31 protein-coding genes are annotated in these 24,645 nt (G+C 35.6%); 18 read left to right on the forward strand and 13 right to left on the reverse strand.

What is annotated here, in order from left to right:
- Positions 1-327: 327 nt before the first annotated feature.
- Positions 328-843, reverse strand: a complete 516-nt coding sequence (locus ADJ83_RS16785) for a superoxide dismutase family protein (RefSeq protein WP_031536939.1) — start codon at positions 841-843, stop codon at positions 328-330.
- Between the two features lie 129 nt (positions 844-972).
- On the opposite strand from ADJ83_RS16785, the gene ADJ83_RS16790 reads away from it, so the two are divergent.
- A complete protein-coding gene (locus ADJ83_RS16790) occupies positions 973-1,362 on the forward strand; it encodes a kinase-associated lipoprotein B (protein WP_031536937.1) in 390 nt (129 codons plus the stop codon).
- A gap of 55 nt (positions 1,363-1,417) precedes the next feature.
- On the opposite strand, the gene kapD is transcribed toward ADJ83_RS16790, so the two are convergent.
- Together kapD and ADJ83_RS16800 are read right to left on the reverse strand one after the other, a co-directional pair.
- Entirely contained in the window at positions 1,418-2,035 is a 618-nt protein-coding gene (gene kapD / locus ADJ83_RS16795) for a 3'-5' exonuclease KapD (RefSeq protein ID WP_031536936.1), read from the reverse strand.
- Between the two features lie 331 nt (positions 2,036-2,366).
- Positions 2,367-2,573, reverse strand: a complete 207-nt coding sequence (locus ADJ83_RS16800; protein ID WP_031536935.1) for a hypothetical protein — start codon at positions 2,571-2,573, stop codon at positions 2,367-2,369.
- 232 nt (positions 2,574-2,805) lie between these two features.
- Here ADJ83_RS16800 and ADJ83_RS16805 point away from each other — a divergent pair, with 232 nt between their 5' ends.
- From ADJ83_RS16805 to ADJ83_RS16845, 9 genes are all read left to right on the forward strand, one after another.
- A complete protein-coding gene (locus tag ADJ83_RS16805) occupies positions 2,806-5,196 on the forward strand; it encodes a Na+/H+ antiporter subunit A (RefSeq protein ID WP_031536934.1) in 2,391 nt (796 codons plus the stop codon).
- Complete coding sequence (locus ADJ83_RS16810) at positions 5,183-5,608, forward strand: Na(+)/H(+) antiporter subunit B (RefSeq protein WP_031536933.1); 426 nt, start codon at positions 5,183-5,185, stop codon at positions 5,606-5,608. Before ADJ83_RS16805 ends, ADJ83_RS16810 begins: the two co-directional genes overlap by 14 nt.
- Entirely contained in the window at positions 5,608-5,946 is a 339-nt protein-coding gene (locus ADJ83_RS16815; protein WP_031536932.1) for a Na(+)/H(+) antiporter subunit C, read from the forward strand. The genes ADJ83_RS16810 and ADJ83_RS16815 overlap by 1 nt, the downstream gene beginning before the upstream one ends.
- Positions 5,939-7,411: a Na+/H+ antiporter subunit D gene (locus ADJ83_RS16820; protein WP_031536931.1), complete on the forward strand. Its 1,473-nt coding sequence runs from the start codon at positions 5,939-5,941 to the stop codon at positions 7,409-7,411. The genes ADJ83_RS16815 and ADJ83_RS16820 overlap by 8 nt, the downstream gene beginning before the upstream one ends.
- A gap of 5 nt (positions 7,412-7,416) precedes the next feature.
- Complete coding sequence (locus ADJ83_RS16825) at positions 7,417-7,893, forward strand: Na+/H+ antiporter subunit E (RefSeq protein ID WP_031536930.1); 477 nt, start codon at positions 7,417-7,419, stop codon at positions 7,891-7,893.
- A complete protein-coding gene (locus ADJ83_RS16830; RefSeq protein WP_031536929.1) occupies positions 7,893-8,180 on the forward strand; it encodes a Na(+)/H(+) antiporter subunit F1 in 288 nt (95 codons plus the stop codon). Before ADJ83_RS16825 ends, ADJ83_RS16830 begins: the two co-directional genes overlap by 1 nt.
- A complete protein-coding gene (gene mnhG / locus ADJ83_RS16835) occupies positions 8,161-8,523 on the forward strand; it encodes a monovalent cation/H(+) antiporter subunit G (RefSeq protein WP_031536928.1) in 363 nt (120 codons plus the stop codon). The genes ADJ83_RS16830 and mnhG overlap by 20 nt, the downstream gene beginning before the upstream one ends.
- Before the next feature lie 113 nt (positions 8,524-8,636).
- A complete protein-coding gene (locus ADJ83_RS16840; RefSeq protein WP_031536927.1) occupies positions 8,637-8,819 on the forward strand; it encodes a hypothetical protein in 183 nt (60 codons plus the stop codon).
- A 274-nt stretch (positions 8,820-9,093) separates the two neighbouring features.
- Positions 9,094-9,474 (forward strand): hypothetical protein, encoded by a 381-nt coding sequence (locus ADJ83_RS16845; RefSeq protein ID WP_048718477.1) that lies wholly within the window; start codon positions 9,094-9,096, stop codon positions 9,472-9,474.
- Positions 9,475-9,589: 115 nt separating this feature from the next.
- Here the strand turns inward: ADJ83_RS16845 and ADJ83_RS16850 are convergent, their stop codons facing one another.
- Together ADJ83_RS16850 and ADJ83_RS16855 are read right to left on the reverse strand one after the other, a co-directional pair.
- Positions 9,590-9,787 (reverse strand): hypothetical protein, encoded by a 198-nt coding sequence (locus tag ADJ83_RS16850; protein ID WP_031536925.1) that lies wholly within the window; start codon positions 9,785-9,787, stop codon positions 9,590-9,592.
- Entirely contained in the window at positions 9,784-9,975 is a 192-nt protein-coding gene (locus tag ADJ83_RS16855; RefSeq protein WP_031536924.1) for a hypothetical protein, read from the reverse strand. The genes ADJ83_RS16850 and ADJ83_RS16855 overlap by 4 nt, the downstream gene beginning before the upstream one ends.
- Before the next feature lie 74 nt (positions 9,976-10,049).
- Between ADJ83_RS16855 and ADJ83_RS16860 the strand changes: the two genes are divergently transcribed.
- The 3 genes from ADJ83_RS16860 to ADJ83_RS16870 are packed head-to-tail and all read left to right on the forward strand — an operon-like array spanning position 10,050 to position 12,379.
- Positions 10,050-10,817: an SDR family oxidoreductase gene (locus ADJ83_RS16860; RefSeq protein WP_231512537.1), complete on the forward strand. Its 768-nt coding sequence runs from the start codon at positions 10,050-10,052 to the stop codon at positions 10,815-10,817.
- A 48-nt stretch (positions 10,818-10,865) separates the two neighbouring features.
- Positions 10,866-11,363 (forward strand): hypothetical protein, encoded by a 498-nt coding sequence (locus tag ADJ83_RS16865; RefSeq protein WP_031536922.1) that lies wholly within the window; start codon positions 10,866-10,868, stop codon positions 11,361-11,363.
- Between the two features lie 2 nt (positions 11,364-11,365).
- Positions 11,366-12,379, forward strand: coding sequence for an alpha/beta fold hydrolase (locus tag ADJ83_RS16870; RefSeq protein ID WP_031536921.1), 1,014 nt, complete (start codon positions 11,366-11,368; stop codon positions 12,377-12,379).
- 70 nt (positions 12,380-12,449) lie between these two features.
- Here ADJ83_RS16870 and ADJ83_RS16875 read toward each other — a convergent pair whose 3' ends face one another.
- A complete protein-coding gene (locus ADJ83_RS16875) occupies positions 12,450-13,952 on the reverse strand; it encodes a leucyl aminopeptidase (protein ID WP_031536920.1) in 1,503 nt (500 codons plus the stop codon).
- Between the two features lie 410 nt (positions 13,953-14,362).
- Here ADJ83_RS16875 and ADJ83_RS16880 point away from each other — a divergent pair, with 410 nt between their 5' ends.
- On the forward strand, positions 14,363-14,839 hold the full coding sequence (locus ADJ83_RS16880; RefSeq protein ID WP_031536919.1) for a divergent PAP2 family protein: 477 nt from the start codon (positions 14,363-14,365) through the stop codon (positions 14,837-14,839).
- Between the two features lie 133 nt (positions 14,840-14,972).
- On the opposite strand, the gene ADJ83_RS16885 is transcribed toward ADJ83_RS16880, so the two are convergent.
- Positions 14,973-15,686, reverse strand: coding sequence for a 3D domain-containing protein (locus ADJ83_RS16885; protein ID WP_031536918.1), 714 nt, complete (start codon positions 15,684-15,686; stop codon positions 14,973-14,975).
- A gap of 339 nt (positions 15,687-16,025) precedes the next feature.
- On the opposite strand from ADJ83_RS16885, the gene ADJ83_RS16890 reads away from it, so the two are divergent.
- On the forward strand, positions 16,026-17,018 hold the full coding sequence (locus tag ADJ83_RS16890; protein ID WP_031536917.1) for an NAD(P)/FAD-dependent oxidoreductase: 993 nt from the start codon (positions 16,026-16,028) through the stop codon (positions 17,016-17,018).
- Positions 17,019-17,189: 171 nt separating this feature from the next.
- Here the strand turns inward: ADJ83_RS16890 and ADJ83_RS16895 are convergent, their stop codons facing one another.
- Positions 17,190-17,555 carry a HesB/IscA family protein gene (locus ADJ83_RS16895; protein ID WP_031536916.1) on the reverse strand — a complete coding sequence of 122 codons (366 nt, stop codon included), beginning with the start codon at positions 17,553-17,555 and terminating at the stop codon, positions 17,190-17,192.
- 245 nt (positions 17,556-17,800) lie between these two features.
- On the opposite strand from ADJ83_RS16895, the gene ADJ83_RS16900 reads away from it, so the two are divergent.
- On the forward strand, positions 17,801-18,487 hold the full coding sequence (locus ADJ83_RS16900) for a DUF2225 domain-containing protein (RefSeq protein WP_031536915.1): 687 nt from the start codon (positions 17,801-17,803) through the stop codon (positions 18,485-18,487).
- Between the two features lie 50 nt (positions 18,488-18,537).
- Here ADJ83_RS16900 and ADJ83_RS16905 read toward each other — a convergent pair whose 3' ends face one another.
- Positions 18,538-18,777: a DUF1450 domain-containing protein gene (locus ADJ83_RS16905; RefSeq protein ID WP_031536914.1), complete on the reverse strand. Its 240-nt coding sequence runs from the start codon at positions 18,775-18,777 to the stop codon at positions 18,538-18,540.
- 254 nt (positions 18,778-19,031) lie between these two features.
- On the opposite strand from ADJ83_RS16905, the gene ADJ83_RS16910 reads away from it, so the two are divergent.
- A complete protein-coding gene (locus ADJ83_RS16910) occupies positions 19,032-20,096 on the forward strand; it encodes an NAD(P)/FAD-dependent oxidoreductase (RefSeq protein WP_031536913.1) in 1,065 nt (354 codons plus the stop codon).
- An 81-nt stretch (positions 20,097-20,177) separates the two neighbouring features.
- On the opposite strand, the gene ADJ83_RS16915 is transcribed toward ADJ83_RS16910, so the two are convergent.
- Complete coding sequence (locus ADJ83_RS16915; RefSeq protein WP_048718480.1) at positions 20,178-20,501, reverse strand: DUF1462 family protein; 324 nt, start codon at positions 20,499-20,501, stop codon at positions 20,178-20,180.
- Positions 20,502-20,652: 151 nt separating this feature from the next.
- Between ADJ83_RS16915 and ADJ83_RS16920 the strand changes: the two genes are divergently transcribed.
- Positions 20,653-20,889, forward strand: a complete 237-nt coding sequence (locus ADJ83_RS16920) for a NifU family protein (RefSeq protein ID WP_048718482.1) — start codon at positions 20,653-20,655, stop codon at positions 20,887-20,889.
- A 73-nt stretch (positions 20,890-20,962) separates the two neighbouring features.
- On the opposite strand, the gene thrB is transcribed toward ADJ83_RS16920, so the two are convergent.
- From thrB to ADJ83_RS16935, 3 genes are read right to left on the reverse strand one after another with little or no spacing between them, the layout of a single operon-like run.
- Positions 20,963-21,880: a homoserine kinase gene (thrB, locus tag ADJ83_RS16925; protein WP_048718484.1), complete on the reverse strand. Its 918-nt coding sequence runs from the start codon at positions 21,878-21,880 to the stop codon at positions 20,963-20,965.
- On the reverse strand, positions 21,877-22,938 hold the full coding sequence (gene thrC, locus ADJ83_RS16930) for a threonine synthase (protein ID WP_048718486.1): 1,062 nt from the start codon (positions 22,936-22,938) through the stop codon (positions 21,877-21,879). The genes thrB and thrC overlap by 4 nt, the downstream gene beginning before the upstream one ends.
- Positions 22,938-24,233: a homoserine dehydrogenase gene (locus ADJ83_RS16935; RefSeq protein ID WP_048718488.1), complete on the reverse strand. Its 1,296-nt coding sequence runs from the start codon at positions 24,231-24,233 to the stop codon at positions 22,938-22,940. Before ADJ83_RS16935 ends, thrC begins: the two co-directional genes overlap by 1 nt.
- Between the last annotated feature and the right edge of the window lie 412 nt (positions 24,234-24,645).

Below are 24,645 nucleotides of genomic sequence, written 5' to 3' on the forward strand. Positions count from 1 at the left end.
CTCATTGGGGCGAGCGCCGAGCCGCTTCACAGCTCACGCTCCTGTAGGGTCTCGGACTTTCTCACATCTCCCGTAGGAGTCGAGCGGACGCCTCTCCAAACCAACTTATTATTCGCTTTCAAATAAATAAAACCTCATTTTATGTGGAGAACCAGACTTTTTCAGTGCCCTCGCAGCGAGGAGGCTCAGCTTCCTCCCCGGCGCATCGAGTGTCTGTAGCGCAATGGAACGACTTAGTTTTACACTTGACTATATTTAAGAGCTGAATTAGAGATTGTTCGTCTTTAAAGATTAGTTATTTAGTTTTGTCTCAGCCTCGTCTTTTTTCTATTTCTTCTTTATAGCACCACATGCAATTCTTTCACCAGAATCACCGGCTGGTTGTGTCATTCCATCATCCTGTTGTTCTGTAATAACAATAGAAGTTCCTTCCTTTGAAAACAATGATGTTTTACCATCTCTAAGTGTTACTTGTGGCGCCATAAGCTCTGCTTTTACTGTGCCATCTTCTTTCACCAAAATATTAGGTAAATCACCTGCATGGGCACCTTCTGGATGTAGCAATCCATGCTCTTTATTGTCTGGATTAAAATGATTTCCTGCAGATTTAAAATCAGGGGCATCACATTTATTTGTCTCATGAATATGAATACCATGAATCCCTGGAGTTAGGCCTTTTAAATCAAGTGCTAACTTCACTCCTGCCGATTGTTCTTGTAGCTCGATTGTTCCTAAAGAATCGCCCACATCATTATACATGACTACTTTTACTTTTGTAACTTCACCTGCCGCACAACCGGATAGGAAAAGGGGAATAATCGCCAATAAACACAGTTTTTTCATCTTTCTTCCTCCATAGACGGTTTGGTATTAGTATTTGAAAAAACTTCACTAATATGCAGTTTATTCTCGTTTATCAAAAAAAGATTATTTATGATACTATAAAAGGAAATAGCAGATGGAGGGATTTTCTTGTCAGAACTACCTATCGGTTCTATCGTGACCGCCTTTTATAAAACGGGAAAATATATAGGGGAAATAACAGATATACGACCACAAAGTTATTTAGTGCGTGTACTTGCTGTATTAAAACATCCAATGCAGGGAGATTTACATCATCCGAAAGAAGCAATGGTAGAGATTTTTCATGAACGAAAAGCACTTTCCTATCGGGAACAAATGAATGCTCCCAAAAAGATGGTTAAGCTATATTCGGAGGAAACAATCCCCGCTTATAACCAATCCTTGCAAGTAGCTTTAGAAAAAATGCGTCAAGAGCTTCAAAAAGACGATTCAGAATTTGCTGCGCTAAGCTTGAAAAACTTAGAAATACTTAATGCAGAATTTTATAAGTTATCTTAAGCATTACAATAGAAGTTCAAATAAAAAAAGACGAGGAATGATATCTTCGTCTTTTTTAAGCAAACTTATTAAGTAATTTGGACATGTCAATTAAATCTCCTATTGTTGGTGGATTGGACTTCCCCATATATTTTTTATCTTGTTCCACAAGTTTGAAAATATGGTATGTGGTTAATGCATCATCTAGCGCACGATGATGTTTTCCTGTTCCTTCCCTCCCATACTCCCTAACTGCTTTCCATAAGCCCGTTTGGTTTTTATCTCCAAAAAAGCGCTTATATTCCATGGACAAATCTACTTCCTTACAATGAAGCGTAAATGGAATGTGTGCTTTCTGACAATTATCCTTCAGCACTTTCATATCCATATTTCCCCATGTAACAATGGTATTTTGATATCCTGCGCAAACTTTCTCCAGTTTTTTCATTAAACCATTGAATGACATCCCATTATTTACTTGTTCTTGTGAAATATGTAGAAAAGATTTGCATCTCCTTGAGAGTGTTGAAAACTTACGGGGTGCTACATAAGAAGAAAACTGTTCCCTTATTGAATCATCTACAACGGCTACGATACCAACCTCAATAATTTCAGGATAAAACCCCTTAAACTTAATACTTTTCTCTGGCATGGTGAATTCAAAGTCAATAAATAAATACTGTTGCTTTTCCATTCTTTCACCTTCTTTTTCATCGATATTTCACATGAATCGTGCGTCTTTAGCAGTTCTTCCTTTTTGAAGAATATCTCCATTTTTTGTTTATCCTTAAGCTGATTCCGATATTTATCTACTTATTATTATAACAGAATATCACTTAACCTTTTTAATTTTCTGTATTTTTTCGGGAGTTTTTTTCAAGACTTTTTATACCAGTTCACTCAGCAATTATTTCCTCGCGAATGACCCATTAAAAAATCTTCTTCCTACACATATTTTTTTAGGCAATGTAAAACATAAAAGAGGGACACCCCTGATATTAAGGCTGTCCCTCTTATTTAAAGCTTTATTCTACTGCTATTTTGCGTATATATTCTCTTGGTTGAAAGGGAACCATCGTTTCTTCTAGAAAAAGGGAGTCTTCATCTTCTAGAAGTAAGAGCTCATCTAATGAATAAAATTCTCTTTTTTGAAAGCTATTCAAGAAAATCCCTACTAAGAGGCAAAAAGAAAATATACAAATGGAAATACATATTTTTGGTTTTATATTCATCTATTTAACCACCTCTCCATTAGTTTGAGCAAAAAGGTGGGTGTTTTACACAAAAAAACAAAAAAATTTTTTTGCAGTTTTAGACCTGTTTCTTCCTATTTAATAGCAAAGTTAATTGTCCAATAATTTTCAAGTTTCCTATGTGCATAGCGGTTTTTTTTGCGTTATACTTTATCATGTTCATTCATTTTCAAAGTCATTTTATTTAGATTTTGTTTAAGGAGGGTTTAATTTGTCTATTCTTCACTGGGTTGTACTTTCACCATTTTTATACACTCTATTGATTCCTATTGCATATAAATTGATGAAAAAAGTACATACGGGATGGTTTATATTACCACTGCCCATTCTACTGTTTATTTATTTCTGTAGCAATATTGGAGCGACGTCCAATTTACAGGCAAAAACAGAATCGATTGCATGGATTCCATCATTAGGTATTGACTTTTCAGTAAAATTAGATGGTCTTGGAATGCTATTTTCTCTTTTAATATCTGGAATTGGCGCACTTGTCATTCTTTATTCCATCTATTATTTGGATAAAAACAAAGAAAAGATTAATCAATTCTACGTGTATCTTCTCTTATTTATGGGGGCTATGCTTGGAGTTGTATTATCAGATAATTTAATTGCTCTGTATATGTTCTGGGAAATTACAAGTATTTCTTCTTTTCTTCTAATCGGTTTTTGGAATAATCGAAGTAATTCTCGTTATGGGGCTATTAAATCAATGGCAATTACGGTATTTGGAGGACTTTCTTTATTAGCTGGAATAATCCTGCTTTATATTATGACCGGGTCATTTACCATTTCAGAAATTATTACTATCGTCCAACAAGAATCTATCATTTCCCATCCGTTATTCATATTGGCTATGATTTGTATCTTACTTGGTGCTTTTACAAAATCTGCACAATTCCCATTCCACATTTGGCTACCAGACGCCATGGAAGCTCCAACTCCAGTCAGCAGCTACTTGCACTCCGCTACGATGGTAAAGGCTGGGATATATCTTGTAGCACGCTTAAGCCCTGTATTTGCAGTTTCTGGTTATTGGATTTGGATTGTATCACTTGTCGGGATTATCACCCTTTTGTACGGTTCATTCTTTGCTGTAAAGCAAGTGGACTTAAAAGGACTTCTTGCCTATTCAACAATTAGTCAGCTTGGTATGATTATGTCTTTATTAGGAATTGGTGCTGCTGGAGCACATTATAATAATGATAGTGTTTATTATGTTGCAACGGCAGCGGCAGTCTTCCATCTTGTCAACCATGCCACATTTAAAGGTAGTTTGTTTATGATGGTTGGTATTGTTGATCATGAAACCGGGACAAGAGATATTCGTCGTTTAGGTGGACTAATGAAAATAATGCCAATCACATTTGCCATTGCTTTGATTGGCTCGTTATCCATGGCTGGAATTCCTCCATTTAACGGATTTCTAAGCAAGGAGATGTTTTTTGCGAGCATGTTGAACATTCGTGAATTCAATATGTTTCAATTAGATACTTGGGGAGTTCTGTTACCCATTATCGCATGGATCGGTAGCATCTTTACATTCGTGTATAGTATGATTCTAGTCTTTAAAACCTTTACAGGGAGATATCAACCGGAAAAATTATCTACTAAGCCACATGAAGCACCAATGGGTATGCTAATTTCACCAATTGTATTAGTATCTCTTGTTCTAGTATTCGGACTGTTCCCAGGGTTACTAGCAAATACCATTCTATCTCCTGCTATAACTTCCATTTATGGCGGAGGCGTATATGATCTTCATATCTATCATTGGCATGGTTTCGAACCAGAACTATTTATGACGATTGGTGTCATTGTATTTGGGACAATCCTTTATTTAACTGTTAGAAAATGGGCTGTTATTTATCAATCTATTCCTGTTATATGGAATTCGATATATGATAAATTATTTGGGGAAACAGAAAATCTATTTAGTAGGATGACAAACAGATATATGACTGGTTCCCTTCGAACCTATTTATTTTATATCTTCACCTTTTTTATCCTTATCCTATCCTATACTTTATTTGCAAAGGATGGATTTACAATTGATACGCTTCGACTTGCGCCAATTGGAGGCTATGAAGTAGTTTTGTCACTTGTTCTTGTTGTTTCAGCTATTTCTATTTTGTTCTCTAAATCACGGTTAACTTCCATTATTCTTTTAGGTGCAGTCGGATATACGGTTTCTTTATTCTATGTAGTATTTCGGGCACCAGATCTTGCATTGACACAATTGGTAATTGAAACAGTATCAGTCGCCTTATTTTTACTATGTTTTTATCATTTACCACGGAACGCACGAAAAAAAGAAAGTATTCCTTTTAAATTGTCCAATGCAGTAATTTCTGTGTTAGTAGGACTCGTTATTATGCTTATTGCAATTGCTTCCTATAGCACAAAACTATTCGATTCCATTTCTCAATATTATGTGGAAAATACGTATTTAAAAGCGGCAGGAGAAAATATGGTAAATGTAATCTTAGTTGATTTCAGGGGATTTGATACGCTCTTTGAAATAGCGGTGCTTTCCATTGCTGCAATTGGTATTTATTCCATGATAACCTTGAGAATGGGGGGAAAGAAAAATGAAAATAAATAATTTAGTTTTACAAACCATCACAAAAGTCATTGTTTTTCTGATACTCCTATACTCTGTTGATCTCTTTTTTGCTGGGCATTATACACCAGGTGGAGGATTTATAGGTGGATTAATGGCAAGTGGAGCAATCGTTCTATTACTTATTACTTATGATATAAAATTTGTGAAGAAAATCTTCCCGATAAATTTTATCTATGTTACTGCAATTGGCCTGTTAATAAGTACCTTAACAGGTATGATTGCCGTATTATTTAACAAACCATTTTTAACGCATTTTTTTAATAAACATGCGCATTTGCCTTTATTAGGAGAAACGTCTCTTCATACTGCTGCGTTATTTGATCTCGGTGTTTTTTTAGTAGTAGTAGGCGTTACAATGACCATTATTCAAACGATTGGAGAGGATGACTAATGGAATTCTTAATGGCATTTATAATCGGAATTTTGTTTATGTGTGCGACTTATTTAATTCTTTCTAAGAGCCTATTGCGCATTATTATTGGAACAGGACTTCTTAGTCATGGGGTTCATTTATTATTATTAACAATGGGTGGACTTAAAAAGGGTGCTGCCCCTCTATTGGGACAGCACGCAGAAAGTTATGCTGATCCCTTACCTCAAGCGTTAATATTAACAGCCATAGTTATTAGCTTTGGTGTTACTTCTTTCTTATTAGTGCTTGCTTACAGAACTTATCAAGAATTAGGGACAGATAATATGGAGAAATTGAGAGGGAAAAAGTATGAGTAATTTAATTCTATTTCCAATTTTAATTCCTTTATTAACGGGAATTATTTTGATTTTCTTCTATAAGAAAATCATTTTACAACGCATTTTTTCCTTATTAAGCATTAGTGTTTCCATTATTGTTACATTATCTATGATTGAACAAATTAAAAATGCTGGAATTCAAACAGTAAATTTGAGTAATTGGGATGCTCCTTTTGGAATAACCATTGTTTCAGATATGGTATCTGCACTACTTGTGCTAACTACAAACATTATTGCATTTTGTTGCATCATTTATTCCTTTAAAGGAATGGAGAGAGAAAGGGAATCTTACTTTTATTACTCCATTATTCAATTTCTTTTAGTTGGCGTTATTGGTGCGTTCTCAACTGGCGATATCTTTAATCTATTTGTATTCTTTGAAGTAATGTTAATGGCTTCCTATGTACTACTCGTTCTTGGAAACACAAAAGTCCAGTTAAGAGAAACAGTAAAATATATAATTGTAAATGTTGTTGCATCTGCACTCTTTGTTATAGCTGTTGCCTACCTTTATTCTGTCGTGGGTACATTAAATATGGCTTTTATCTCAGAGCGCATTAGCGAAATAGGAGGAGCTGGAATATTAACAGTAATTGCTGTCCTTTTTCTAATCGTATTCGGATTAAAAGGAGCTATTTTTCCATTATTTTTCTGGCTTCCCGGCTCTTATAATGCAGCGCCAATTCCTATTCTTGCATTATTTGGAGCATTATTAACAAAGGTAGGAGTCTATTCCATTGTCCGAACTTACTCCTTATTCTTTTACGAAGATTCTTACGTCTTTTCGCTATTAGGCATTCTTTCCCTTATAACCATAATTTTAGGGGCTATTGGATCTATTGCTTATAACGACGTAAAAAAAATAATTATCTATAATATCGTTACTGCAATTGGGGTAATCTTGTTTGGATTCTCCACCTTTAATGCTGTTTCCCTTACCGGATCCATTTTTTATCTTTTACATGACATGATTATAAAAGGAGCTCTCTTCTTATTAATTGGCGTCATGATTTATATTACTGGTACTAGCAATTTAAAGTACATGGGCGGGTTAATGAAAAAATATCCTCTCCTAGCTTGGACCTTTTTCCTTGCAGCACTAGGTCTAGCAGGGATTCCACCACTAAGTGGCTTTGTCGGAAAATTACTTATTATACAAGGAGCATTTGAAGCAAGTAATTATATTGGAAGCTTTATTGTCGTTCTATCAAGTCTCTTTGTATTACTTTCTGTCATTAAAATATTTGTAAAAGGGTTTTGGGGAGAAGAATCAGATAATGTGATGAAAAAGCCTGTAAGAACACTTTTATTACCCGGCTGTATACTAGTTCTTCTTTCTGTCTTTATCGGAATTGGGGCAGAGGTGCTTTCACCCTATATTTCTTTAGCTGCTGAGAATCTGCTTCAGCCTGAAAACTATATACATGCTGTATTAAAGGAGTGATAACGATGGCATTTCAATTATTATTAAATTTTCTTATCAGTTTTATTTGGATGTTTCTGAAAGGCTCCTTCGCTCCAGATACGTTTCTAATCGGGTTCATAATTGGCTTGATTCTTATCTATATTACAAGAAGATTTTTCTCAGATAAGTTTTATTTATACCGGGTTGTCTCCATTTTAAAGCTTTTAGGTATCTTCTTGAGAGAGCTAATCCTTTCTAATATTGAAGTATTAAAGGTTATTCTACAGCCAAAGCTGAAGGTAACACCGGGAATTTTTGCATTGGAAACGGAATTAACGAAGGATTGGGAAATAACTGTACTTTGTAATCTAATTACCCTAACACCTGGAACACTTGTAGTGGATATTTCAGAGGATAATAAAATTCTCTATATTCATGCCATGGATATTAGTGATAAAGAGGCAACGATTAGTAGTATCAAACATAACTTTGAAAAAGCCATACAAGAGGTGAGTATTTAATGTTCCAAACTATCATGAACATATCCTTATTTATCGTCTCTATCTCAACCATTTTATTTATTTATCGGGTTGTAAAGGGACCAACCACTCCTGATAGAGTGGTTGCTCTTGATGCAATCGGAATAAACCTAGTAGCTATTACTGCTATTTTATCAGTAGTATTAAAAACGTCAGCCTTTTTGGAAGTTATTCTTCTCATAGGTATTTTAGCTTTTATCGGGACAGTAGCTTTTTCTAAGTATCTAGAGAAAGGAGAAATTATCGAAAATGACCGAGACAATCATTAACATTATTATCGCTGTTCTTATTCTCCTTGGAGCCCTGTTAAGCCTTGTTGCAAGCATTGGAGTATTGCGCCTTCCAGATGTTTACACAAGAAGCCATGCAGCGTCCAAATCAGCAACTCTAGGGGTAATGTGTATCCTTCTTGGTGTATGTCTTTATTTTTTTCAGGCAGAACAAATTTTTAATTCTCGCTTAATTCTTGCGATTGCTTTTATTTTCTTAACTTCTCCAGTTGCAGGACAGCTTATTATTCGTGCTGCATATAATAGTAAAATACCAATGGCGGATGTAACAATTAGAGATGATTTAAAACAGGCAAAAGAGGCAGCCGCAAGGGAAAAATGAGTCCATCATTTCCCATTACTAACTGTTGCTTAGGATAGGGTAAACAATGAACTAATAGCGAATAATAATCAAGTCCTTTCTTAGGACCAAATCCATTAGAGGAGTGCCACAAAATGACGCATATTCGTGAAGGATTAATCCCTACTGTCCTTGGAACAGCTGTTACAACAGCCGGAATGGTAATGAAGCAAAATCGAAAAATTGATTCGATGATCTCCAATACAGTGTTCGGTTTTGGACTAGCCCACATCGTGCTCGGAACAATTGACCTAATCGAACACCGCCACAACTTTTAAGTAAGACGTATGGCGTGGAATTAGCTTTCCTAAGATACAGGAAGCAAGGCTTAATCCATGATTGACTTATCCATAGGGAACAGGCATTTAATTATACCATGATTCCCATGAATATAAGAAAAGACTATATAAAGACTTGAAATCATGAACGGTTATTTTAACCTGTAAATGATCTCAAGTCTTTATTTTTCTCTCGATACATATTTTACTTCTATTAAGAATAGGCTTTAAGAAGTGAAATGATTGATTATTCTGTACGAAAGGAATGTCCAGTATGTACCAAGCCCTTTTTTATCACCGCAATACGTATACTCCTGCAGCATTCCATCCATATCTTCATTATCCTATCTATTTTCGTGAATTTCCTGAAGTAAATCCTGCTAAGTTTATTGATTCTGCTAAAGACACATTAAATCTTTTATCCGATGCCGAAGCCTGTATAAAGCAGTTAGCTAATTCCTACGAATTCTCTAAAAACATAATGAGTGCAGCCCAATTATCTAAAACAGATACAATGGAACAATTATTTAAATCTATTGGTATGAAGGAAACACCTAAAATTTCCTATAATCCAGATGGCTTAACATTAAACTTTGATCACAAAAATAATCCTCCCAATTGCTGCTTTTTATCTGTTCAATTAAGATGGCGGTAAAAAATTTTTGCTAATGGATTCTTTCAGACTGCTTATAGGTGCAGACTGAAAGAATCAAAAACCAGGTCACACTAAATCGTCTTTACAAACATGTATAAAATTTCAAATTTGCTTTTTAGTAATAAGGATACGGTCCATAAGGCACTGGTCCATACGGAACAGGTCCATATGGTACTGGACCATAGAACGGTCTAGGTCTTACTAAAGCTCCTCCTAGAACTCCTCCTAATAAGCCACCCACAAATGGTGCTGCAAACCAAACTCTTGAATCTTGTTGCGGATATTGATATCGATATGGATAACCGTGCATCATTCGCAATTACCTCCACTCTCTTTATACTTTTTTCTCTCTACTCTATTTTCTATGCGAATGTCCCCTTTTTGGACTGGGCTATTGCCTTTAACAGCTAAATTTCTTCTAACATGAATTCTCTCTAATTTAACTAAATCATGTAGACGAACATTTAAAGTGAGATACAGGTTAGGCATAGGTAAATCCATCAATTTATTCACCCTTAGGACATTGCTTGTCTATACTATATGGAATAGATGTAGCAGGAGGAATGGTAAATAAAATGAATTCACTATTTGATTTAACGAATCAAACAGCAATCATTACTGGAGGTAGTCGTGGGTTAGGAGAACAAATGGCAGACACATTAGGAAATGCAGGGGCAAATATCGTCATTTGTTCTAGAAATGTAGAGCAATGTGCAAAAACAGCTGCTAAATTACAGGATAAAGGAATTAATGTGTTAGCCCTGTCTTGCGATGTTTCCCAAAAAGAGGATATTGAACAGGTTATTAGTAAAACAATCGAGAAATTCGGAACAATTGATATCTTAGTTAATAACAGTGGCACTTCTTGGATTGCGCCTTTTTTAGATTACCCTGAGGACAAATGGGACAATGTACTCGATGTAAATGTTAAAGGGACTTTTTTATTTTCACAGGCAGTCGCTAAAAAAATGGCAGAACAAAACCACGGCAAAATCATTAATATTTCCTCTGTTACGGCATTTAGCGGGACACCACCACAGCTATTAGACGCGATAGCATATAACACTAGTAAAGGGGCTCTTATTACGTTAACAAAAGAATTAGCAATTAAATTAGCACCATACAATATTCAAGTAAATGCGATTGCCCCAGGATTTTTTCCAACAAAAATAACGACAGTATTCGAAAATCATAAAAAGCAAATTAGTGCAAAAATTCCAGCAGGACGTTTAGGTAAACTAAATGATTTAGACGGAATCATTCTTCTTTTATCAGGAGAAGCATCTAATTATATCACTGGACAAATTATCGCTATTGATGGTGGACTTTCTTCCATACTGTAAAAAGCTTCTGTAGATGTTCAAAAAAAGAAAAGAAAGAGGGATAAGAAAATGGCTCATGTTACAATCGACTTTTATGAGTTATTAAAAAAAGGTGGAAACCTACTGCAATATCGGATAAATAACCGAATCAAAAATAGTTTAAATCAAATGTCTATCATTGATTTTACAAGTACAAAAACAAACCCATTAACAAACAAGCTTGATCAGATTCAAAACTACTCAGAACAATTAAGTAATTATATCAATCTTCCTACCAAAACAGATTTAGCAAATGCTACCCAATTAATTATTCAATCAGAAGAGAAAATTGATAATCTTGATGATCAATTGTATGAATTGACTAATATGATGAGAGAAGTAAAGCAATTAATAGAGCAATTAAGCTTTAGTCCATCCGATGATTATTCCTTACAGTTATCAAATAAAATGACAGAACAAGAACAAAGAATTTCCACACTGCAATATGAATTATCACAAGCAAAACAACAATTAGAATTACAAAAAGATGAAATCAGCCACTCCACTTTTCCTAATCAGGCGATATAATTATGGCAAAAAAAAATCTAGCAAATTTTATTCATACATTATCATATGACCCAGTTGTTGGACAAACAGAAAGGTATGCAATATGGAAAAAAAATAAAGCGACATTATGGTACTACCCTTCCAAAAAAAGAAAATTCAAAGAATCTATCTATCTTATTTATTCTATTGTCAATAAACCATATATTCTCGACTTAGGCCCTTCCATGAGTTTAATTGAGGCATTTAATAATGCAGGATATGATGCATATTTAATCGATTTTGGGATACCAGCATATGAAGATCGCCATCTAACAATTGATGATTATATAACAAAGTATATTCAACCAGGATTCAATCGGGCAATGCGACATGCAGACTCAGATTCCTTCACCGTCATTGGCTTTTGTCTAGGAGGTACACTTGCTACTATATTCTCCGCATTAGATAATGCTAATATAAAAAATCTCGTCCTTGCCGTTTCTCCAATCGATTTTTCTGCTTTTCCAGATTACGATAATTGGCTAAAAGCACTTCGCGAAGAGGAATTACACTTTGATAAACTTATTGATAAAATGGGAGTTATTCCTCCAGAATCGGTAAAATACGGGACTAGGCTGCTTGTGGCACCTGTGTCCTTTAGTCATTATTTAGCTCTTCTAAATCGCTCTGGGGAGAAAAACTACACGGAAAAATGGGCAAGGATGAATAAATGGACACTGGATCACATTCCAGTTGCCGGAGCAACACTTAAGCAACTTATGAACGACTTTGTAAGGGACAATAAAATGATTGAGGGTGGATTAACCATTCATGGAGAAGAAGTTAATTTATCAAAAATCGAATCCAATCTTCTCGTATTTTCAACAAAGAATGATCCCCTTGTTCCAAGTTCCCTCTGTGAACCAATCATGAATCTTGTCTCAAGCAAAGATAAATCCTTTGTTTTATTTGAAGGAGGTCATGCAGGTCTCGTTGCACATTCACATATGCCAGAACCAATGGAAAATTGGCTTAGAATTCATAGTACTCCCATTTAATTATAAGCCAAGAACCCCCTCACTAAAAATGGACGGGGTTCTTTTGCTGCTTATTTTTATTTTGCTATTGTTATTTCGTACTTTCAAATCTTTCTACAAATAGCGCAAGGGTTCTTGTCATTGCACCAGTTGCACCTGGCTGGCCTAAATCTGTTGCTTTACTTTGTGTAGAAGTTCCAGCAATATCTAAATGTACCCATGGAGTTTCTTCTGCAAATTCGCCAATAAATGCGCCACCCATAATCGCATGGCCAGCACCTCCTGGTGAATTATTTAAATCAGCTATTGGACTATTACGTACCAATTTTTTATGGCTTTCAAATATAGGTAGTCTCCACATTTGCTCTCCAGCTTCATAAGAAGCTTCTAACACTTTTTCAAATAAAGATTCATTGTTCGTCATTGCCCCTGTTGTTTCCATACCTAGTGCCGTAATTACACCACCAGTGAGCGTTGCAACATCAACAAGATAATTAGCGCCATGATGTTTCGCATAGGTTACCGCATCTGCTAAAACTAAGCGTCCCTCTGCGTCTGTATTTAATACTTCTATCGTTTTTCCACTCATCGATGTAATAACATCATCTGGTTTAAATGCATGGCCGCTTATCATATTATCAGTCGATGGAATTACTGCAACAACATTTTGTTCTGGTCTTAGTTCACCAATAACTTCCATTGCACCAAGGACAGCTGCTGCTCCACCCATATCTGTTTTCATGCCGACAATACCTGTTTTTGTCTTGATAGAATAGCCGCCTGTATCAAAAGTGATTCCTTTTCCTACTAAGCCTATTACATCTTCCCACTTTTCTTTTCCCTGGTATTTCAGCACAATCATTTTAGGTGGCTCTGTTGAACCTTGGTTAACTGCAAGGAGTGCACCCATACCAAGCTTTAGCATATCTTCTTTTTCTAAAATTTCTGCTTCAAATCCATATTTTCCTGCTAATTCTAATGCATAATTAGCTAAATCTGTAGCTTTTAACATATTGCCTGGTAGATTAACGAGTGTACGTGCTGAGTTTGTCGCCTGTCCATACACATACCCTACTGTAAGTGCTGCCGAAACTGCCTCTTCTTCCGCGTTGCTATATACCGTTATTTCCTCTATCTTCTTTTCTGGCTCATTTGACTTTTGCTTATAGCCGACAAATTCATAGGTTGCTAGACCAAATGCCTCACTAGATGCATGAGCAACATCCTCTGCTTCATTTTCTTCCGTAACAAAGGAATCTAAATAAATGGCCGTTTCCACCCATTTTTCTTTTGTAATACGTTTAAATGTTGCCCCAAATATTTCTTTAAGTTCGTCAAAAGAAAGCTCTTTTTCTTTTCCTAATCCAACAAAAATAATTCGTTTTGCTCCAATTTTCCCAAAAGTATGTATAACAGTAATGGATTTTTTCTTTGCTGAAATATCTCCATCTTTTACTAGAGTGGTTAACTCTCCATCAAAAAGTTCATCTAATTGCTGAAGCTTTCCTTCTAATTTAATAGATTTGTCAAAAAGGCCGACAATAATACTTTCATGGTTATTTTGAAAATCCCATTCTTTGTGATAAGAAAACATATTTCCATTCCTCCATTCTATTTCTTCCTTTATTATAACGAATTTATACAACATTTCGTATACCTAATTACTTTTCTTCCTTTCAACCTTAAAATATTAACGGATTTTTTTCGATTTTAAGTAGAAAGCACGATATTTGGTTATGTTATAATAAGATAAGTGGAAACATTCCTTATAAGCAAGGATAATGCTGTCCTCAATAATTTAAAAAATGGAATACATTTTCTTCTCTCAATCGCGCAGAAAAAATAAATACAGAGAAAAATCATTCCACTCTTTATTTTCTATGCTCCACTGTCTACCTCCTTATTTCCATTAATATTCCTTATTATGAAAGATTAGTAATGCGTTAAATAAGGTATACATACTAAAAGTACAGATTCTACAACAGAAATGATGAGGTGTTATTTATGGAATTACTAGCTAACTTCCCTTTATTTGCGAGCCTAATTGCAATTTTTTTCGCACAATTTGTCAAAGTACCGATTACTTTTTTTGTTACCAAAAAAATTGATTGGTCTCTGTTAACTAGTACTGGAGGCATGCCAAGCTCTCATTCAGCTGCTGTAACTGCCCTTTCAACTGCTATTGCTCTTCAAACAGGGTTGGATTCACCGATTTTTGCTGTTGCAGCGATTTTTGCCATTATCACCATGTTTGATGCTACTGGTGTAAGAAGGCAAGCAGGGGAACAAGCAATCGTTTTAAATCGCTTAGTAAACGATTTTAATAAATTTTTAAATGATGCAAAGGGATGGCAAAACAAACCAGAACAAGAAAAAAGAAAAGAATTAAAAGAATTATTGGGACATAAACCTATAGAGGTGTTTTTCGGAGGAATAACGGGCATCTTATTAACGCTGCTATTACATATGCTTATTTATTAACAGCTCCTACTTATAAAAGTATTTATATAAAAAAGGATGCCTTAGAGGCAGTATTCCAAACAAGTTATGTACATTTGCTTGGAATACTGTCTTTTTAGGACATCCTTTTGGATTTATGTGTGATGTATTTTGCTTATTTATTTTCTGCTTTCGTATACTGTTGACGGAATACTTGCATCGATTCTTCTTCATTCAATGCACTTAATGTCTCTTCTGTTAATTTACCTTTACCCATTTCTACTATGTATACATCTAGTGTTTTCTTTCCCCATTGGCTATAGACATCTTGTACTGTTTCATAGTATAAATCTACTTTATTTCCATTAATTGCTGAACCAGTATCAGCAACTACTCCAAATCCATAATCAGGGATGAAAAGAATTGTCCCAATCGGAAATACACTTGTATCTGCTGCAATGGTACTATATAAATCTCTTTTTACTTTTACACCTGAATACGTAATCCCAAATTGGGGGTGACCTGGGTTCTTCCCAGTTGATTCATATCCAGCCGTATAACCAGTCGCTACAACTCGCCTTGTTGGATATTGTGACCAATCTTTCATATTTTCCAACAATGGTGGCTTCCCCGCTACCTCTTTACTGGAGGAGATTTGTGTTTTCTCCACCAATGCTTTTTTAAAACTCTTTAATGCTACCCCAATTTGCTTTATTGTATGATCAAACTGACCGTTCGTCTCGCTTGCCTCTGATTGTTCATAATTATTATTACTAAAATTTATCGCACTTGCCTTAACACCTGATATTGACTGAAATGTAGTTAGTAGAGCTGCCATAAAAAGTAGCACCATTCCTACTCTTCTAAAAAACCTTTTATAAAAATTCATATTTTTCACTCCTCCCAAAACTATTCATTTCCCATATTCAAAGAATTTATTCATAAATAGTTAAAAAGAGGAACTTTTCTCCTAGTAAAATACCAAAAAAAGCTAAAAAACTAGGTGCTTAACTCTCTTAAACACTAAATTTTTTTATATTTGTACCACTAATCAAAATGAATAGAGCATAACGGAATAAAAACAAATTATAGTAATTTTTCTATTAATAAAAAGGAAAAGTGTGGACCTAGATTACTAAAAAAACTAAGTTTAAAAAAGTGAGAAATCATAATCATTATGATATGATAGCTTGTAGATTGAATCTTTTTGTAGGAGGGTTTTAGAAAATTGGAAGAAAATCAAACCATTTATGATATAACAGTTATTGGTGGTGGGCCAGTTGGAATGTTCACTGCTTTCTATGGAGGGATGAGACAAGCAACCGTTAAGATTATCGAAAGTCTCCCTACACTTGGCGGCCAGCTGACAGCGCTCTATCCTGAAAAATATATATACGATATTGCGGGCTTCCCAAAAATTCGCGCCCAAGAGTTAGTAGATAATTTAGAAGAGCAAATGAAAAAATTTGAGCAGTCCATTGTGTTGGAACAAGCTGTTCAAACGGTTGAAAAGCAAGGGGATGGTGTATTCAAAATCACTACAGATAAGGAAGTCCATTATTCCAAAACCATTATTATAACTGCTGGAAATGGAGCATTTCAGCCTCGTAAATTAGAATTGGAGCAAGCGAAAGATTTTGAAGGAAAAAACCTTTATTACTTCATCAATGACTTAAATCAATTTGCAGGTAAAAAAGTAATGGTATTTGGCGGTGGAGATTCTGCTGTAGATTGGGCATTAATGCTAGAGCCTATTGCTGATACAGTTTATTTAGCACATAGACGTGATAAATTCCGTGCACATGAGCATAGTGTAGAAAATCTTAAAAATTCAAAAGTTAACATTAAAACACCTTATATTCCGTCTGAATTAGTTGGAGATGAGGAGATTAAACAAGTTATTCTTGAGAATGTAACAACACAAGAAAAAGAAATTATTGATGTAGATGCAGTCATCGTAAACTACGGATTTGTTTCTTCTTTAGGTCCAATTAAAGAATGGGGCTTTGACATTCAAAAGAACTCTATTGTTGTTAACAGCAAAATGGAAACAAATATTCCAGGGATTTATGCAGCTGGTGACATCTGCACATATGATGGAAAAGTTAAATTGATCGCTACTGGATTTGGCGAAGCACCTACAGCTGTCAATAATGCGAAAACATATATGGATCCAAAGGCACGAGTACAGCCGCTTCATAGTACTTCATTATTTAAGTAAAAAGAAGAATTATTTAAAGACTGATGATAATCGTTCCCTTTCTGAAAAGGAATGTGATTACACTCAGTCTTTTATTTATCTATCTAGAAATTAAAAAAACACCACTAATCATTCATGATCCCTCTAACTGAGGGTTTCAATCCTGATATAGTGATGTTTTTTTATTTTATATTAGCATTCCTCAGGTGTCCCAGCCACTTTCGCTGTACGGAAAGATGACCCACAACCACATGAGGCAATCGCATTAGGATTGTCGATGGTGAAGCCTCCACCCATCAGGGATTGCTTGTAATCGATTTTTGTACCCTTTAAGATTGGACCATCATTTTGATCTACTAATACACGAATACCAAATTGCTCAAACAATTGGTCATTTTCTTCTTTTTCCGGTGAGAAGCCCATTCCATAAGATAATCCACTGCAGCCTCCACCTTTTACTGCTACTCTTAAATAAGAATTTTCTTCCTCATTTTCCTTCATCATTTCTTTTATTTGAAGAGCAGCGGCTTCTGTAATGTGTACGATTTCTTCTGTCACTGTACATTCTCCTTTCGTCCTTTTATTATTTTCTATTATATACCTCCCTTTAAAACTACTCAACTGAATGAAACGGAGTAAAAGATTGGTAATAATATCTTTTCTCCTTTATTTGCTTTCCTTCACACACAAACAGGGACTATGTACCTATTTATAATATTTATATAGGAAAAAATACTTAAACAGATGTATAATTAGGATATATACAACATGAAATTATACCTATCAATAAAGGAGGGAGACGCTTGAATAAGATCAAACCATTATTTGACAAACAATGCACTTGTTTACTTTGCCAAACTAAGTTTACTACAAAGAAATTGCGTACAAGATTTGTTAAATTGAATAAAATGGATTCAGATTTCTTTCCTATCTATGATGAGCATAATCCACTCCTTTATTACATAAATGTGTGCCCAGCTTGTGGTTTCTCTTACAGTGATGACTCCAGTCGTTATTTTGCACAAGAAAGCAAGATGGCACTTATTGAAAAAGTTAGTTCCCACTGGATTCCACATTCATTTGATAAGGAACGGAGTATAGAGGATAGTATTAAAACATATAAATTAGCTGCTTATTGTGCTTCTGTACGAAAGGAAAAACATATTACCGTCGCTGGTCTATATCTCCGCATTGCATGGCATTATCGCATGCTAAATAATACAGAACAGGAAATCCGTTTTATTAACCTTGCATTATCAGAATATGAAACTTCCTATTCCATTGGTGATTACCAAGGTACCAAAGTATCTGAACTAAGGACTATTTATTTAATAGCAGATCTTTCAAAGCGTACAAATAATTTAGAGAAAGCTACTAAGTTTTATTCGAAAGTAATCGAACAGCAGAATAGGACCGTTGAAACACAAATTGTGAAGCTAGCTAAAGAGAGCTGGCAGGAAATGCGTGACAGCCAAAAAACCTTCATATGAAATCATATCTATCAGTGGAATCTGTTACCACTCACTCACTGATAGATTTTTTATGCAAATGGGTGCTCCGCTAAATACTGATATACCTTTTTCACAAGATCTTGTGAATCTTCCCCTTTTATTATTTCTCCATCTACCAAAGCAAAGCATGACTCCCCGCAATGTCCACAGTAACCTAAGCAGCCATAATCAATTACATCTAAAGAATCATCCTGCTCAAGAATTTCCTTTGCTTCCATTGCCCCAGATGCAAGGTTGCTGAGGCAGAATTCAATTAGTGGTTTAAACATTTAGCTCACCTCTTTCTTACAATTATACTAGGTTTTCGTGTAGCTAAAGCAAAGAATGTCCAATTATCCAATAAGAAAAAAATTTTTGAAATATAGTGCTGCAAACATGATGAACTGCAAAGGGAAAAGTCATTTTCCTTCTGTAAATATGAATAAACCGTCCTAACCCTTTAATATACTATATAAGGAGACAGCTCCGACTTTAATGAACTATTTCATACAATAGATACCGATAATGGTTAAGGGGGGAAAGAATGAAAAAATTAGTAATATTAGGCGGTGGGTATGGTGGAATGCAACTTTTATCCTCCATAATACCCCATTTACCATATAATCTAATGGTCATATTAATAGATAAAGTTCCTTTTCATTTTCTTAAAACGGAATATTACGCTATTGCTGCTGGAACTGTTCAAGATCAAAGCCTACAAATTCCTTTTCCTAAACACCCTCAAGTCAGTATTATACAAGCAGAAGTTGAAAAAATTGATTTGGAAAAAAATAAGGTATGGTTATCTGATGGAAATCCAATTGCATATAATGATCTAATTATTGGGCTTGGCTGTGAAGACGATTATCATCAAGTGGAGGGAGCAGATAAATACACACATAGTATTCAAACAATTAGCAAGTCTAAACATACACATAAACATCTTCAAGGCTTGCCCGATAATGGAAAAGTGGCAATTATCGGCGGTGGGCTAAGTGGTGTTGAATTAGCTGCCGAGCTAGCAGAAAGCAAAAAGCTACAAATAGCATTATTTGATCGAGGAAATGCCATTTTATCCGCCTATCCAAAAAAGGTAAGAAATTATGTTGAACGATGGTTTGAGACAAAAAAAGTTAGCGTTTATAAAAACAGTGAAATTACTCGCATCGAAGAGAATATTGTTTATAATCACGGAAGCCCCATGCCTTTTGACTGTATCGTATGGACTGCAGGAATCCAGCCAAATAAAATTGTACGTGCGTTAGACGTAGAAAAGGATAAGAAAGGAAGAATTTTTCTCTCCAAATATCATCACCTTCCAAGTAATGAACATGTATTTGTTGTAGGAGATTGTGCTAGTTTAAATCATCCTCCTAGTGCACAGCTTGCTCGAGGACAGGCAGAGCAAATTGCCTTTGTTCTCATTTCTAAATGGCAAGGTAAATTGCTTCCGTATCATATGCCTCCTATCAAGCTAAAAGGTGTACTAGGCTCTTTAGGAAAAAAAGACGGCTTTGGACTTATCGCCAAAACCGCACTAACTGGAAGAATTCCACGTTTAATAAAGCGTGGTGTCCTTTGGAAGGATAAAATAAAAAAAGCAAAATAGCCGATTATAAAGGAGAGCTGTTTTTGATTGATACACTCTATTCATTATCACATTTCAAAAACGACTCTCCTTCCCTTTCGTCTATATGCTCGTATATCCATATTTCTCAAATTCTGCATAAATTATCTTTAACTTAGGATTTCCTTCTCCAACTATTTCTCCCTCGACGACGACGACTGGATAAAATAAGTCTTCCTCTATTATCTTCCGACAAAATTCATTTTTTTCTTCTTCATAATTTGCTTGAAATATATCATAATAATTAATTTGAAAGGTTTGTTCTGGAAACTTTCTGCTCAATGCTGCTTGAAGCCACTCATACGTGTCTTTTGAAGATGGCAGATTAACACAGCTCGCACAAATTTGATCTGCCCCATAAATACTTACTTCAATCTCTTTTTTCAAAAGATTCCCTCCCTAACTGTCTATTTCTTCTTTTACTGTTATCGTATTGTTTTAAATAAATCCATTTTTTGTTTATCAATTCATGTTTCTTGATTATAGATTTTTCATCCTAATGTGATTATAATAAATAATAGGAAAGGAGTCGATATGTATGCAAGAATTAGAAATGAAAGAACAAGTACAAGAAGTACTCGATAAATTACGTCCATTCCTTTTAAGAGATGGCGGAGACTGTGAATTAGTTGATGTAGAGGACGGCATTGTTAAACTGCGCTTACTTGGCGCATGCGGAAGCTGCCCAAGCTCTACCATTACTTTAAAGGCTGGTATTGAACGTGCTTTATTAGAAGAAGTTCCAGGAATTTATGAAGTAGAGCAAGTATTTTAATCTTTACAATATGGAGAAGTAGCAAGAGGATGCAGTAAGCTGCATCCTCTTTTCTTTTGCTTACATTATTTTATTAAGCATCTGTTACAATAGCCCCGGTACAAAGACTGCCTTCCTTGTCTATTTCCAATGGCAGAAAGCACATTTCAGGTAATAACGGGGTTAAACCCTCAATTAAAGCATTCATTTCTCCAGGTCTTACAAAGCATAGCACAGTCGGCCCTGCACCGCTTAGAGCAACACCATAAGCACCAAGCTCATAGGCTTGCTCCTCCAATATTTGCAAATGTGGAACAAGTTCTTTTCTATAAGGCTGATGGTACTTGTCCTTCTTCATCATCTTCCCTGCAAGCTCTAGATTACCTGACAACAGGGCTGCAACTAGTAAATTAGATATTGCACCTGCAGAAACAGCTTCGCCGAAAGATAGAGTACTCGGCAATACGCCCCGTGAAGATTTTGTTAACAGTTCTTCCTCTGGAATAACCGCCAACACTTCCAAATCGATGGAGTGGATCGTTTCTGCATCTACTTCTTCCCCTAATTGACACCCTATTACTAAACCACCAAAAAGGCTTGCTCCTACATTATCTGGATGTCCTTCCATTTTAGATGCAATTTCAAACTTTTCTTGTTTCGTCAAGCGTAAGTCTCCAACTTGATCCGCAAGTTCAATTCCCGCTACAATGGCCGATGCGCTCGATCCTAAGCCCCTTGCTAGAGGGATATTACTAGCAACTTTAATCTCGCAGGGTGAAAGAATAGTTTGAAATGATTCTGCAACCTCGATAGCTGTTTTAACAATGAAATTTCTTTCATCTTGAGGAAATTCCTTTAGTTCATCCGTTAACGGAATAACCTCCCAACAATCACTTCGGACTACTTCTAATGTTAGATATAAATTTAACGCTAAGCCAATACTATCAAAGCCTGGGCCTAAGTTAGCCGTACTTGCTGGCACTTTAATAAATAGCATTTCGCCTTCGTTCATATATGAACGACTCCTTTGATATGGTTCGCAACAGCCTTCTCATCATTTGGTAGAACTACTGGTTTTATTGGACTAACATCAATAGCTGTATTTGGATCCTTTAAGCCATTTCCTGTAAGAATAGCGACAATTTTACTTCCTTTTGGAATTTTTCCACTTTGAATATGCTTATACACACCAGCAATGGATGCACAGGAACCTGGCTCAGCAAACACACCTTCTTTAGCTGCTATTGTACGATAAGCAGCTACTATTTCTTCATCTGTTACTTCATCAATAATCCCCTTTGATTCTTGCTGTGCTTGAACAGCTAACTTCCAGCTTGCCGGATTACCAATGCGAATCGCGGTAGCAATTGTTTCTGGATTTTCAAAAACACGGTTATGAACAATCGCGGCCGCTCCTGCTGCCTCGAAGCCATGAATTTTCGGAAGCCCTGTTTGCTTTACTTGATGATATTCTTTAAATCCTTTCCAATATGCACTAATATTCCCTGCGTTTCCAACTGGGATTGCCAATATGTCTGGAGCTCCTCCCAATTGATCACACACTTCAAAGGCTGCCGTTTTTTGACCTTCTAAACGATATGGATTAACAGAATTCACTAGTGCAACCGGCTCTGTTTCACTAATTTTTCGAACCATTTGTAAGGCTTGGTCAAAATTCCCTTCAATAGCGATAATTTCTGCACCATACATTACCGCTTGCGCAAGTTTACCCATCGCGATTTTCCCTTCAGGAATAACTACGATACAACGCATTCCTGCACGAGTAGCATATGCTGCAGCTGCTGCCGATGTATTACCAGTAGAAGCACAGATTACTGTTGAGTTACCTTCTTCTTTAGCCTTTGCAACAGCCATTACCATTCCTCTGTCTTTAAAAGACCCAGTAGGATTCGTTCCTTCTGTTTTAACATAAAGCTCTACGCCCCACTCTTCCGACAACTTATCTAGCTTAATTAATGGCGTATTTCCTTCATTTAATGTTAACATCGGTGTTGATTCATTTATTGGCAAATATTCTTTATATTCTTCTAAAAGGCCTTTCCATCTCATTACTTTGTACCTCCCTCAACTCGGTATGAACTTTTGACTGTTCGGACAGATCTTAAATCCCTTAATTCTAATAATATATTTTCATAGTTTAATAAAGAAGCATGATGTGTAACTAGGACGATTTCCGCCAGCCCTTTTTCCTTCACTGGTAATTGGAGAATCTTCTCAAAACTGACTCCATGTTGAGAGAAGATGGAGGTAATTTCTGCAAATACACCAACCTCATCCTCTACTTGCAGACGCAAGAAATACTTTGAAAATCTTTCATCTGGATCTTTTAACTTCTTTTTAAATTGTGGAGCAATTGCTCCCTTTCCGTTTACACCCAATCTCATATTTTTTAAGACATTAACTAAATCCGACACAACTGCTGTTGCAGTAGGTAAGCTTCCAGCACCTGGACCATAAAACATCGTTTCTCCTACAGCTTCTCCATAAACATATACAGCGTTATATTCATTATTAACAGATGCTAATGGGTGACTGTCTACGATAAAGGTCGGCTGTACACTTACCTCGACTTTTTCTTCCTGCCTTTGAGCGATACCAATGAGCTTCATTGTGTATCCCAGCTGCTTTCCATACTGAATATCTTCATCTGTTACATTGGTAATTCCTTCTACCTTCACATCTTCTAATCCTATATTCATGGAAAAGCCTAGTGTAGCTAAAATCGTCATTTTTCTAGCAGCGTCCAATCCTTCTACATCTGAGGTTGGATCACTTTCTGCGAAACCTAATTTTTGTGCTTCTAATAAGACATCACTATATGGTCTTTGCTGTTGACTCATTTTCGTTAGAATAAAATTAGTTGTACCGTTCACGATTCCCATCATTTTGATGATTCGATCAGAAGCTAATCCATCAACTAATCCCCTTAGTATAGGAATTCCCCCAGCAACACTGGCTTCATAAAATAAGTCACAATTATTCTGGGAAGCTGCCTGCAAAAGCGCTGCTCCATGTACAGCCATTAAATCTTTATTTGCTGTGACTACTTGCTTTTTATTTTTTAGTGCCTTGAGCAAGATGTTCCTTGTATCTTCTATCCCACCCATTACTTCAATTACCACATCTATTTCAGGATCATCCAAAATATCATTTGCTTCCACTGTTAGGAGGATGTCTTTTACCTCTACATCTCTCTCCTTATTGATATTTTTGACTAGAATTTTTTTTACTTTCACCGGACAGCCAACCTGATGCATAATTTTATCCTGATGATTTTCGATAATTTTCACAACGCCCGATCCAACAGTTCCTAATCCGAGTAGTCCAATTGAGATTGTCTCCATCTGCTTCCTCCCGTTGATGTTCTTTTTACGAGAACAACTGTCTTTGTATAGTAGACATTATAGTGTTTGATTCCTTTTTTTACAAGGGGTGTTTAACATTCTTTTGAAAATTTATATTTTTTTTATAAGAATGATTAACTAAATTTTCTCCCTAAAAAGGAAACAACCGCTCGTCTACTTATTTAATCTATTATAAAGGAATTTTATGTAATACTAAAAGGAAAATTATAAATCTTGTGTATTTTTAGATTTCAGCAGAAGATTACATTTTCGATGTACTCCTCTGTAACGTTTGCTCTTCCTATTCAGGCAACGTTTGCACTTTAGCTACTGTTTTCTCGATAGTAAAAAAAGACCCCATTAAATGTGAGGGCACTGAAAAACTGATAGCTATTGATGATTGGCCGTAACT

It is taken from the genome of Bacillus sp. 522_BSPC, from assembly GCF_001076885.1.
Classification (GTDB): domain Bacteria; phylum Bacillota; class Bacilli; order Bacillales; family Cytobacillaceae; genus Niallia; species Niallia hominis.